General features: G+C 49.6%; 14 protein-coding genes and 1 tRNA gene. 11 read left to right on the forward strand and 4 right to left on the reverse strand.

The features are described 5' to 3' along the window. Nucleotides 1-344 precede the first annotated feature (344 nt). Nucleotides 345-563 carry a hypothetical protein gene (locus tag AC5JLP_RS33590; RefSeq protein ID WP_496072230.1) on the forward strand — a complete coding sequence of 73 codons (219 nt, stop codon included), beginning with the start codon at nucleotides 345-347 and terminating at the stop codon, nucleotides 561-563. A 16-nt stretch (nucleotides 564-579) separates the two neighbouring features. Then, a complete protein-coding gene (locus tag AC5JLP_RS33595) occupies nucleotides 580-1,485 on the forward strand; it encodes a site-specific integrase (RefSeq protein WP_496072231.1) in 906 nt (301 codons plus the stop codon). 128 nt (nucleotides 1,486-1,613) lie between these two features. Here the strand turns inward: AC5JLP_RS33595 and AC5JLP_RS33600 are convergent. Continuing rightward, nucleotides 1,614-1,687: transfer RNA gene (locus tag AC5JLP_RS33600), tRNA-Met, on the reverse strand. 370 nt (nucleotides 1,688-2,057) lie between these two features. Between AC5JLP_RS33600 and AC5JLP_RS33605 the strand changes: the two genes are divergently transcribed. From AC5JLP_RS33605 to AC5JLP_RS33615, 3 genes are all read left to right on the forward strand, one after another. Beyond that, nucleotides 2,058-2,384: a J domain-containing protein gene (locus tag AC5JLP_RS33605; protein ID WP_496072232.1), complete on the forward strand. Its 327-nt coding sequence runs from the start codon at nucleotides 2,058-2,060 to the stop codon at nucleotides 2,382-2,384. Nucleotides 2,385-2,554: 170 nt separating this feature from the next. After that, entirely contained in the window at nucleotides 2,555-2,866 is a 312-nt protein-coding gene (locus tag AC5JLP_RS33610; protein WP_496072233.1) for a hypothetical protein, read from the forward strand. Nucleotides 2,867-2,958: 92 nt separating this feature from the next. Further along, the gene (locus AC5JLP_RS33615) at nucleotides 2,959-3,411 is read left to right on the forward strand and encodes a DUF2127 domain-containing protein (RefSeq protein WP_496072234.1); all 453 of its coding nucleotides are present in this window, start codon (nucleotides 2,959-2,961) and stop codon (nucleotides 3,409-3,411) included. A 40-nt stretch (nucleotides 3,412-3,451) separates the two neighbouring features. Here AC5JLP_RS33615 and AC5JLP_RS33620 read toward each other — a convergent pair whose 3' ends face one another. Both AC5JLP_RS33620 and thrS read right to left on the reverse strand, forming a co-directional pair. Beyond that, nucleotides 3,452-4,072, reverse strand: coding sequence for a DinB family protein (locus AC5JLP_RS33620; RefSeq protein WP_496072235.1), 621 nt, complete (start codon nucleotides 4,070-4,072; stop codon nucleotides 3,452-3,454). 17 nt (nucleotides 4,073-4,089) lie between these two features. After that, complete coding sequence (thrS, locus tag AC5JLP_RS33625) at nucleotides 4,090-5,913, reverse strand: threonine--tRNA ligase (protein WP_496072236.1); 1,824 nt, start codon at nucleotides 5,911-5,913, stop codon at nucleotides 4,090-4,092. Between the two features lie 459 nt (nucleotides 5,914-6,372). Between thrS and AC5JLP_RS33630 the strand changes: the two genes are divergently transcribed. The 3 genes from AC5JLP_RS33630 to AC5JLP_RS33640 all read left to right on the forward strand — a co-directional run bounded on the left by AC5JLP_RS33630 (nucleotide 6,373) and on the right by AC5JLP_RS33640 (nucleotide 8,713). After that, on the forward strand, nucleotides 6,373-6,711 hold the full coding sequence (locus tag AC5JLP_RS33630; RefSeq protein ID WP_496072237.1) for a DUF2605 domain-containing protein: 339 nt from the start codon (nucleotides 6,373-6,375) through the stop codon (nucleotides 6,709-6,711). A gap of 214 nt (nucleotides 6,712-6,925) precedes the next feature. Then, the gene (locus tag AC5JLP_RS33635; protein ID WP_496072238.1) at nucleotides 6,926-7,258 is read left to right on the forward strand and encodes a DUF2973 domain-containing protein; all 333 of its coding nucleotides are present in this window, start codon (nucleotides 6,926-6,928) and stop codon (nucleotides 7,256-7,258) included. 117 nt (nucleotides 7,259-7,375) lie between these two features. Further along, a complete protein-coding gene (locus tag AC5JLP_RS33640; protein ID WP_496072239.1) occupies nucleotides 7,376-8,713 on the forward strand; it encodes a GTPase family protein in 1,338 nt (445 codons plus the stop codon). Nucleotides 8,714-8,763: 50 nt separating this feature from the next. Here the strand turns inward: AC5JLP_RS33640 and purB are convergent, their stop codons facing one another. Next, complete coding sequence (gene purB / locus AC5JLP_RS33645) at nucleotides 8,764-10,059, reverse strand: adenylosuccinate lyase (protein ID WP_496072240.1); 1,296 nt, start codon at nucleotides 10,057-10,059, stop codon at nucleotides 8,764-8,766. Between the two features lie 211 nt (nucleotides 10,060-10,270). On the opposite strand from purB, the gene AC5JLP_RS33650 reads away from it, so the two are divergent. From AC5JLP_RS33650 to AC5JLP_RS33660, 3 genes are all read left to right on the forward strand, one after another. Beyond that, entirely contained in the window at nucleotides 10,271-10,834 is a 564-nt protein-coding gene (locus AC5JLP_RS33650) for a L,D-transpeptidase (protein WP_496072241.1), read from the forward strand. Nucleotides 10,835-10,976: 142 nt separating this feature from the next. Then, on the forward strand, nucleotides 10,977-11,249 hold the full coding sequence (locus AC5JLP_RS33655; RefSeq protein ID WP_496072242.1) for a hypothetical protein: 273 nt from the start codon (nucleotides 10,977-10,979) through the stop codon (nucleotides 11,247-11,249). Between the two features lie 168 nt (nucleotides 11,250-11,417). Then, nucleotides 11,418-11,576: a hypothetical protein gene (locus tag AC5JLP_RS33660; protein WP_496072243.1), complete on the forward strand. Its 159-nt coding sequence runs from the start codon at nucleotides 11,418-11,420 to the stop codon at nucleotides 11,574-11,576. Nucleotides 11,577-11,961: the final 385 nt, after the last annotated feature.

The following is an 11,961-nucleotide window of genomic DNA, read 5'->3' on the forward strand; positions in this document are numbered from 1 at the left end:
AAAGGGTTACGGCTCCCTTAATTTTAATTATGAAGATGTCAAATTAACTCTATACACGCTCATCTGATTTCATCAGACTGTCAGATGACTTGTCTGATGACGCTATGTCTCGCGGGGACGACGCTAGAAGTACTTATCTGACAAAAAATATTTCCTCTCTTTCTAGTGATCAAGGTGATCAATTGAGCCAAAGTGATCATCCTACGCACACTAAGGATGATCACTTTGAGCGAAATGATCACTTTGAGGAGGCTAGTCAGAAAACTCTAAATCTGTCAGATGAACCCCCAAACTCAAGCCCCGTAATCGTTTGGTCGTCTGACAAGTCATCTGACAAACGCGTTTTGTCAGATGAAACTGATGAATCAGGTGAAAGTGATCAGCACCTGTCAGTCCGAATTGGCGATCGCGTCCGTTATCGTGGCGAGTCTTCCACGCTTGAACGGGTCTGTGGCACCAAAAAACTTGAGGTGATCGCCGTCAATGGTGACTCAGCAACAGTGAAACACAGTCAATGGCTCGTCACTCAAACCGTGCCACTCGCTGACCTGCGGCGCGTCTAGTTGTAGACTCTGACGCATGGCGCGGCGGGAGATTGGTTCAGATGAGATGTTGCAACTTTGGCTTAAGTACACTGAATTTCAAGCGAGGCAGCTATCGCCATCGACGATTCAGCGGGACTACGGCAAAATTGCCAAGCGCTTGTGCCTGATGCCTGATTTGCCCAGCGCTGTAGCTGTCAGGGATTGGCTGACTCAGCGCTACTCTACCGAAGTGGTCAGACGCACCTTGCAGCAGTTCTCAGCCTGCTGTAGCTGGTCAATGCGGTCGGGCTACATCACCACCGATCCATTTGCCCCTCTCATCCGTGACTTTCGCAAGAAAGCCAGGGGCGATCGCCGTTCCTTCACGGCGATCGAACGTGATGCCATTATCAAAGCTTTCGAGCTTGACACCTACAGCCCTACACCTACCACCATTCATCATTCCTACTACACAGGGTTTATCCGGCTGCTGTTTCTTACTGGCTGTCGGTTAGAGGAAGCGCGAGCGTTGCAGTGGAGCCACATCGCTCACGATTGCTCATCGATTCGGTTTGAAGCCGCCATGCCCAGCGATACCAACATCCAGGGCGAAACAAAGACGCATTCAGTGCGGGAGTTCCCTTGCAATGAGCGCTTGTCAGGCTTGCTACGCTCGAAACCCCGGTCAGACGGGTTCGTTTTCCCCTCGCCGTCGGGCAAAGCGATCGACACGCACAACCTGGTCAAGCGCGGCTGGTCAGTTGTAGTCAAGGCTCTCGTAGCAGAGCATCAGGTGAAGGAGTACCTACCGCTTAAGAACACCCGTCATACTTTCATCACACTGGCTCTGGAGGCTGGTTTAGACCCTAAAGACGTTGCCTATCTCGTGGGCAATTCACCAGAGGTCATCTACAAACATTACGCCTCTGTGAAGCGAAACCTCGTCGTACCTGATTTTTAAGTTGTCACGAATCTAAAACCCACTGGTAGGGCGTTACAGATATAGACCTTGGGTTTTACCCCAAAATTGAGGAAAAGAGCCAAACTGCCAAAAGAAACTTCATTTTGCAGTTTGCTTTTCTGAAACGATGGCTCAGACGGGATTTGAACCTGTGACCTTGGGCTTATGAGTCCCCTGCTCTAACCAACTGAGCTACTGAGCCTTACTAAGTTTTAACTATTCCCTATCTCTTGAGCATAGTCAATGCCTTAGCCAGTTTTCCTATTCTATCAGGTAATTTAGGCAGTTTAAGTAGGGCAAAGCCATTCAAATGGCTGTGTGTAACAAGGCTTGTTGCACGCGTTAGTGTCGCTATAGATCAAATTCAGTATAAGGCTCAGTCGAACGGTAGATTCACTGGGCTTACGAGTTCATTACTTTATACTGAAGTGTAAAATGCTTTCAGTATATACACGGACAAAATAGTTACAGAAAACGGTTTCGTTTCAAACAGACTCTTCTGGTTTGGAGATTGTATGTTTTTGGCGTTACCAGATGCACATGATGTTCCGCATTCACTAGTAGAGGGTTTTATGGTTCAAGGAGCACATTGGGCAAAGTTAAAGGAGTGTTGCACCATTTTGCAAGTGAGCCGATCGCCGACACTGGATGAGGTAAAAGCGGCTTATCGACGCTTGGCAAGGCTGTATCACCCCGACCTCAATCCAGAAACACCCACTGCGACAGAACGCTTTCAGTCAGTCAACGAGGCGTATGAAATCCTGTCCACTCATCTTTCCACGCATCCCAACCATAACGTGGTTGGCGTTGAACAACCAGTCGCTAAAGCGATTCACCACGATCGAGAAGATTGGCTGCAAAACGAAGCTTACCTTCGTTTTATTAGCGTCCTACGATGACCGTAGGCTTTAATCCTTGAAGGCGACGGGGTCGTGCAGTAGTGTGGCAAGGACGTATTGAGTACACTGGCAGTAGCATCGCAAGATACAACTCTGCCGACGAAATACCACTTGAAATGAAAAACCAATTAAAATCTTGCGCCCTTATACCCTTTAAGCGTTGCATAACGGTGGGTCTGTTAACGATCGCCTCGTTTGCAGCGCCCCTCACAGCGATCGCGTCGCAGTCTTATGGGTCGGTGCAAATCACAGCTCAAGCTGAAACAACACCCGCCCCTCAACCGCTACTGGATGCCTGCGTCCAAAACCGAGCTGAAACGTTACCCAATCCATTTACGGATGTGCCGCGCAATCATTGGGCGTTTAAGGCAGTTCTCACCTTGCACTATTGCGGTGCTTACCGTCAGGCAGCGCCGCCTCGTTTAATTGAGCAAAGCACAAAACAACGGTTTCCTGATCAAACACCACAAACGGTGCCATAGAATATGTGTGCAAGGCCTCCTGTCTACTGAGCATCTTTACAGCTAATCTGTCCTTGATTGAAGCAGCGATTTTTTAATAAAAGCAAACAGCAATGTTAAACAAACGGCCGATCGGTCTGTTGGCGATCGTAGTTTATAAATTATTCGTCGCGTCCTTCCTCGCTGTGACGTCGATCGCGTTGCTGTTAGCCCTACAAAATCGTGACACATTGGCAAACTTTGCTGATGCATACACTATTGAAGGCAAAACAAAGCTCATTGACTGGCTCCTGGATGAAGTTTTGAACCTTAATCCAAGGACTTTAAGATTTAGCGGTATTGGTGCAGGCATCTATGCCCTTTTAACCGCGATCGAGGGCATTGGTTTGTGGTATGAAAAGCGATGGGCGCATGTGCTGGTCTTGTTTCTGGTTGGCATCAGCATTCCACCCGAAATCTATGAGTTAATTCACGGCATCACACTGGTTAAAGTCATCGTTTTTATCATTAATATCGCTGTGTTCTGGTATCTCCTCAGCCATTTTCCTAAAAACAAACATTCCTGAAACGATCGTCTCTAAGCTCATGCTGAGAAGCGGGCTTCGCTTATGATATTTTATCTGCTCTTGCATGGGCCGTGCTGACATCTCTGTCCCAAATTTCTGACTCAGAAAAGCCCAGTTGATCAAAATCATCTTTGCGTAAGTCTGCTTCATGAGCGCAAAAGAATTCATCGAGTTGTGGAGGATCGATCGACGTTCCAGCTAGCATCGCATGAGCCTGTCCACGGTGATGAATTTGATGCTGAAATAGGTGAGCTAATAAGCGTGAAAGCGTCTCGTTTTGCATGCCCTGCGATCGTGGAATGATGACCGACTGCTCAACGCTTTCATCTGTGAGCAATTCACACAGTAGAATAAGCCGTTGATCAACATCGCGTTGTGCTTTTTGAAGCTTTAGACACGTATCAAATGGCTCTTCAGGTTCAAAGAATGTCCATGCTTCAGAGTGAGGCGGTTGACCGTTACTATGGCGCTCTAGTGCATCAACGTAGTACCAATCAACCGTCAGAATATGATTCAGTGTTGCTTTGATAGAAGGGAAAAAGCCCGTTCTCGTCGCCAAAAACTCAGGCTGACTCAGGCTGCTACAAGCTTTTAGCAAACGGTAGTTTGCCCAGGCATTGTTATAGGCCATGCTCAAAAAGTGATGTGCGATCGAGGCCATAAAGATCTGCTTTGCGCTTAAAAATTAGTATGGTTCTCATTCGCCGCTTTCAGACGCTCCAACACGTCGCTGACCGCGATCGCTCCCAGTTCGCCAGACGTGCGGGTACGGATGCTCAACGCATTCGCTTCCACTTCTTTAGCACCCACCACTGCCATCACCGGGATTTTCTCTTTTTCAGCGTTGCGAATGAGTTTGCCGAGGCGATCGCCGCTGGTATCTACCTCTGCACGAATGCCGACTGCCAGCATTTGACTGACAACCTGCCTGGCAAACGGAAGCTGTTCTTCACTGACTGCCAGCAATCGCACTTGAATGGGAGCCAGCCAGACTGGAAAATCTCCCGCATACTCTTCGATCAAAATGCCGATGAGCCGTTCGAGTGAGCCAAACGGTGCACGATGGATCATCACAGGACGCTTGCGAGTACCATCTTCTGCGACATATTCCAGGTCAAAGCGTTCGGGTAAGTTGTAATCAACCTGCACTGTACCCAACTGCCACTCCCGATCGAGCGCATCGTTAAATATGAAGTCGAGTTTAGGGCCGTAAAACGCCGCCTCCCCAATCCCCTCAAAGTGCTCCATGCCGATCTTTTCAACAGCATGCCGAATAGCGCTTTGAGCCTTATCCCACGCTTCATCAGACCCAATGTACTTATCAGAATCAGGGTCACGAAAGCTGAGCCGCGCTCGAAACGCATTGCCAAGTTGCAGCGCCCGAAAGACGGATTGGATCAGATCCACGACTTTGAGAAATTCGTCCTCAAGCTGCTCTGGGGTGACAAATAAATGAGCATCGTCCTGTGTAAAGCCGCGCACCCGCGTTAGGCCACCCAGCTCACCCGACTGCTCATAGCGGTAGACCGTACCAAACTCAGCCAGCCGCATGGGCAAGTCTCGATATGATCGCAGCTCACTCTTGTAGATTTGAATGTGGAAGGGGCAGTTCATTGGCTTCAGTACAAAGCCTTGCTCTAACGCTGCTGCTTCCTCATCTTCTGCCATGAGCGGAAACATGTCTTCCTTATATTTCTGCCAGTGTCCGGAGGTTTTGAACAGATCGACACGAGAGATATTGGGAGTGACGACGGGAAGGTAACCCCGTTTGAGTTGTTCTTTCTGTAGAAACTCTTGCAGGGTCGATCGCAACACGGTGCCTTTCGGTGTCCAAAGTGGTAACCCAGGGCCAACCAGATCCGAAAAGACGAAGAGACCCAGTTCTTTACCTAACTTCCGGTGATCACGCTTCAGCGCTTCTTCTTTGCGGCGCTTATATTCTGCCAACTGGGCAGGGGTTTCCCAGGCCGTGCCGTAAATGCGCTGGAGTTGGGCTTTGGTTTCATCGCCACGCCAGTAGGCACCCGCCACACTTTCTAACTCAAATGCGTCTGAGTCCAGCTCCGCCGTATTCTCGACGTGGGGGCCTGCGCACAAGTCCCACCACTGGTCGCCCAGGTGATACAGCGTGATCGGCTCCTCTAACCCATCCAAAATCTCCAGCTTATAGGGTTCATTCGCTGCCTGAATGCGCTGTTTGGCGTCTTCTCGGCTCACCTCTTCACGAATGACTGGCAGCTTGCGATTGATGATCCTGGTCATCTCTTTCTTGATCGACTTCAGATCTTTTTCAGTGAACGGCTCTGGGCTGTCGAAATCGTAGTAGAAGCCAGTTTCAATCCAGGGGCCGATCGTCACCTGTGCTTTGGGAAACAGCTTTTGTACGGCCATTGCCATGACATGCGACATCGTGTGGCGAATCTTCTTGAGAGGTTCAGATTCGCTGGTGCGTGGCAAATGGATCTTTTCTGGTTGATCAGGGTGAGATTCGGAAGCAGACATGGAGGATGACATTAATTAAGGTCAAAACAGTGGACGAGAGTCTAGTGAACAGCGGATGATGAACTTCAAGCTGTGCCGATCGCACTGGGAACCAAAAGCAACCGTTACAGAACGACAACGCTCGACCTTCTCAGTCTAAAGTCTTAGCCTACTGTTCGTCACATCAAGTCCAGCACAGGTCAGAGGCCAGCACGGGTGAGTGCCCTGTCTCTATCTTACTGGTGGCACTTTGGTGCTAGGGCGCGTCATCAATTAAGCTCAGAAACCTTACGGTATCAGCCTTACCGCGCCCGTCCTCACAAACAAGGCTAGGGGCTGGAACCCTTACTGCAAGTCATGTGCATAAGTAATTGATAACAGCTCATAGCGATCTTGCATTACTTAAAGATATGTAAAGAAGGTTTACGAACCTGAGAAAACGCTAAAATAAGAAAGGTGGACATAGCGATAATTTGAGTGATGTTTAATTCAGACCCATCTGATTCAACCCTGCTGCGATCAATTCTGGAACCGCTGCTAGAAGACTTTCAGTATTGGTTTCAGCGATCGCGCTTGCTTCTAGAGACGGAACCACTCCTGTTTTTGAGTGCAGAGAAGCGAGCAGATCTGTTAGCGCGGGTGGCGGTCGCACAACAAGAGGTGAGCACCGCGCAACTGCTGTTCAAAGCGATGAATGGTCAAGTTGGCATTGAAACATCTGTCATGAAACCCTGGCATGATCTAGTCGCAGAGTGCTGGCAAGTCGCGGTACGCTTCAGAATGCAGGAGGCTAGCCAAAAAAATGTGAATGGACTGTAGAGTTGAACGCACTAGTTGAGCATCCTGATCGCTGCCGATCAGCATTACGATTTATCAGGTAATTCGAGCGGCGTGAAGGGTCTGTTTCTGGCTTATGTCTCTCTAGCAATTAAGTTTCTCTGGTAATCGAGTTTTGAGTTGTCCGTCATTTTAAGCATTCATAAAAATACACGTTTGTAGCTCTCATCCAAGCTACGCACTCTGAGGAAACCTTATGTTATTACATCTGCTTTACATCATCGCGTTCACCACTCTCGCCTTCCTTGCAGTAGGAAACTTGATCCGTAGCATGATGACGCTGGGTATGGAGTCGCAACGAGGTCAAACGTCCAAAAACTGGACGGTGGGCAACCCGCAAGTATCTGGCGCTTCGCGGCTCCGGGTAGTACCGCACCCAGAATTTTTGGATACGGCTGGCAACGTGATCAATGAGCCACTGCTGGTGATGCGATCGGTGAGTGTGGAAGATGCCCGCGAACAACTCGATGCGCTCTACGAATCGTCTCCGGGGGCAAACTCGTCGAGCGATCGTTGCGAAGAGATCTAACAATTCTCAGTGACCAATATTTTCGTACTCTTACATCGCAGTAATTCAGGCTGAGCGATTACCAACCGCAGTTTAGATTACTGTAAAGGTGTAACCCCATTCACTGTCGGGCACTCCATGTCTGAACCCTCTGAAGCTCACCCTTCAGACGTTTCTCAAGCAACAGAGGAGACAACGGTCTCAGTTGCATCAAACGTCGAAAAGGCTGATAGCAGCAAGCTCTCAGTCCCACTTTGGCAAGACCTTACCGAATCGTTGAGCGGGTGGCGGCCCTTTGCGCCGATTCGTTGGATGACGACGAGCTTCACCTCGTGGTTTAGCGTTAGTGACGCTAAAGTGGTCGAAATCTTAGAGCAGGTGCGGTCAGAATTACCTACCACCGAAGCATGGCTAGTGGGCAAACCACAGGCAGGTAAAAGCTCGATCGTGCGTGGGCTGACTGGGGTTTCAGCCGATATTGTGGGACAGGGTTTTCGACCCCATACGCAGCACACACAGCGCTATAGCTATCCAACAAATGACCTGCCGCTGCTGATTTTTACCGATACGGTTGGGTTAGGTGACGTTTCTCAAGACACCGAAACCATCATCCAGGAGCTTGTTAGAGAACTCCAGCCCAACGAAAATCGCCGCGCCAGAGTTCTCATTCTGACTGTTAAGGTGAACGATTTTGCGATCGATACGCTGCGGCAGATTGCTAGCGAACTCCGGCAGCAGCAGCCATCAGTTCCCTGCTTGCTGGTAGTCACCTCTCTCCACGAGCTATATCCAGCCGAACTCAGTGATCATCCTGCATATCCACCCGATGTTGAAGCAGTCAACCGTTCCTTTGCAGCGGTGCAGGAGTCCTTTAAGGGGTTGTACGATCGCGCTGTAGTGATTGACTTCACGCTTGAAGAAGATGAATATAATCCGACTTTTTATGGGTTAGAAGCACTCATTAACGCACTAGCTGACCTTTTGCCAGAGGCAGAGGCCCGCGCCATGCACCAACTCTTGAACGATAGCGCTGGAGAGCAGCTTGGCAATTTGTATCGTGATGCGGGTCGGCGTTACATTCTACCGTTTGCCATTATGGCGGCAACGCTGGCTGCGGTGCCCTTACCTTTTGCTACGATGCCTGTTCTTACCGCACTACAAGTTTCGCTTGTTGGGCTTTTAGGGCAGCTTTACGGACAAACGTTGTCTCCTTCGCAGGCAGGTGGCGTTGTCAGCGCGATCGGAGGTGGTTTTTTGGCGCAGGCGATCGGGCGCGAGTTAATCAAATTTATTCCTGGCTTTGGCAGCGTGGTGGCCGCGTCGTGGGCCGCCGCTTACACATGGGCACTGGGGGAAGCAGCCTGCGTGTATTTTGGCGACTTGATGGGTGGCAAGAAACCAGATCCTCAACGCATTCAGCAAGCGATGAACGAATCTTTCGCTGCGGCCAAAGAGCGGTTTAAGCAGAAAGGTTGAGCCTCTTTGTAAGGACGTTACATGTAACGTCTCTACAGCCGTTGTATCAGCTAGATGCCCAGACGTTGATAAACCTGGTCAAGGTGCTTCAGATGGTGCTGCGGGTCAAAACACCCTTCTACTTCTTCGGCAGAGAGATGGTTCGCCACGCGATCGTCCTGGCTGATTAGCGCGCGAAAATCACCATTGGGCTTGTTCCAGGCTTGGTGAGCGCATGATTGAACAACCGTATACGCCTCTTCGCGACTCATGCCTTTCTCAACTAGCGTCAAGAGGACACGTTGACTAAAGACAACGCCGCCGTAAAGGTTCAGATTGCGCGTCATGTTGTCGGGATAGACCAACAGATTTTTGACCAGATCAGTGGCTTCAACCAGCATGAAGTGGGTCAAGATGCAGGCATCGGGTAGAATCACGCGCTCTGAGGCACTGTGAGAGATATCGCGTTCATGCCAAAGCGCCACATTTTCTAATGCCGTGCTGGCATGGCTACGCACGACTCGCGCCATCCCAGTTAAGCGTTCCGATCGAATGGGGTTGCGCTTGTGCGGCATCGCAGAAGAGCCTTTTTGCCCTTTAGCGAAGTATTCTTCAACCTCTAAAACATCGGTACGCTGAAGGTTACGAATTTCAACCGCAAAGCGCTCGATCGACGCAGCCAAAAGTGCCAACGTTTGGACAAAGGCTGCATGTCGATCGCGCGAAACCACCTGCGTAGAAGCGGTATCTGGCTCTAGACCAAGATTCTGGCAGGCGATCGCTTCAACTTGGGGGTCAATATTGGCGTAGGTGCCGACCGCTCCAGAGATTTTGCCGACCGCAATGTGGCGCTTTTGCTGGCAGAGGTGATCGCGATGGCGCAACACTTCTGCCAACCAACCAGCCAGCTTAAAGCCAAAGGTAATGGGTTCTGCGTGAATGCCGTGCGATCGACCAATCATGATCGTGCTGCGGTGCTGCTGTGCCTGGTAACGAATCGCCTGAATGAGCGACTCTAGCTGCGCCATCAAGACATCCAAACTGGCGACAAGCTGCAACGCTAGGGCCGTATCCAGCACATCAGAACTGGTCAAGCCAAGATGAATATAGCGTCCAGCATCGCCGACATATTCATTGACGTTGGTGAGAAAGGCGATCATGTCGTGGCGCACTTCGGCCTCAATTTCTAACACGCGCTTGGGATCAAAGTTTGCTTTCGCTTTGATCTCTGCCACCGCTTCAGCCGGAATGATGCCCAACTCTGCTTGCGCCTCGCAGACGGCTATTTCCACTTGCAGCCAGGTCTTTAGCTTGTATGTATCTGTCCACAAAGTGCCCATCGCGGGCAGGGTATAACGCTCAATCAAGGTTCGTGTCGCACAGCACAACCGCTCTATTGTACAACCGTCTTTTAGCGGATTACTGGCAGGGCAAAATGCGATCGTCCGTCTGCTTCACAATGTCTTGGCTAAACATCTTTGAATCGTCATCTCTCTTAGGGTGGAAATTGGGTACGTTGTGAACGGGCGTTTCTCTTCACAAACGTCTGATACACCGTCAGAACCTGGAGCTATGCTTATGCACAGAATTCCTCCACACCGTACAATCTTCGGTTGGATCGCACATGTAGCCGCAATCGCAAGCTGTACAGGCGTATTGCTGGGACTGCCGATCGCCCATTCGACCCTAACTGCCAGTACGTTAAGCACGGCAGGCGATCAAACCCAAGCAAACGTGCTTGCAAGCACGAGCGCTATCCGCCTCGAAATTCACCTTAATCGTCGCCAAGCCATTCTTTACCAGGGCAATATGCTGATCAAACGCTACCCTATTGGCACTGGACGGCAAGGTTGGGAAACCCCTGTTGGCACCTTTCGTGTCATGCAAATGAAGCGAAATCCTGTCTGGATTAGTCCATTCACCAATGAGCGGATTGCTGCGGATGATCCCAAGAACCCACTGCGGGGATACTGGATTGGCTTCTGGACAAACGGCACAAATTGGATTGGCTTTCACGGTACGTTAGATACTCGTACCGTAGGCAAAGCGGCTTCTCACGGTTGTATTCATATGCATGACCGCGACTTGAAAGACCTCTTTTCGCAGGTTAGCTTAGGCACTCAAGTTAAAGTCGTGCCATGAGAGCGCTTAGCTGTGATGAAACCACCGCCTTCAGCACCAACCAGTCGCAGTAAGGATATCTGAAAGGCGGCTCGGTCATCATCAATCGCGTTACTTGCGCCCCTTTTATTGAAACAGATTGAGTGTTAGGGAGAGCATACATATGAATGCTATCAAAGGGTTACTGGGACTTGGGTTACTGGCGATCGTCGTTTATGCAGGTTTTGCCAAATTACCCTTGTGGAGTGTGCCACTCTTAGCCCTACTTTTCACCGCCGCTTATATCCAGGGCAAATGGTACTTGTGGAGCGATCTGTTTCAACAGCGGACGTTCAAACTTTATCAATCCCTACTCGCCACCTATTTGATTCAAGTCGTTGTCGTGTGCATTTTCTACCTGCTTGGCAGCGGCGTAGCACGCTTACTCAATCGGTAATCATCTCTTAGCCCAATCTTTTTGGGTTAAACACACGCCTTGGTTTACAGCTTAGAATCAGCAGCTCATCCCTACAATCTTGTGCCTTTACAAGGACACAGAGCCTCACTGGCAAGATTGATTGTATGGTGGACTATAGGCAAACGATGGCAGCAGAGGGCGATCGCGATGACCCAGCTTCTAGACAAATCTACCGAACAACGATTTACCCAAACTGGTGTCAGTTGGGAGAGTTTTAAGGCGATTCAAAGCGGTTTCGCTGGCTCACCTGGAGTTCGCCTGTTTTATTTTGAGGGGGAGCTAGAAATCTTGTCTACAAGCGGCTGAGTGTGTGTTTGTTAAGGGGATTAGATTCGATCGGTTAGCGGAGTGTGCGGCGATCTAGTCTCGATCGCAAGCAGTAAAAGCCTTTCGAACACAAGGTGATTGAAACCGATCCATGCATTTTCAACTGGTTTCTGAGGAGTACACATTGTGAGGCGAAGATGTCCAGAAAAAGCTAAGCAGTTTGCTTCAGGAAGCTACAAGCATTGGTCTAGCACTAGCTGAATATACTGTCTTTATAAAAATTTTAGAGTAGCTTGCTAAGAGTTAATTTTTAAGAAAAAGTACCATCTACATTCATTGTCACTTTGGCTTTTATTAGCTGGAACTTTAATAGAACTTACGCATTGACAAAAAGAGTGAAATGTGGTGACTCTAGGATAGTCTC

It is taken from the genome of Stenomitos rutilans (genome assembly GCF_059505485.1).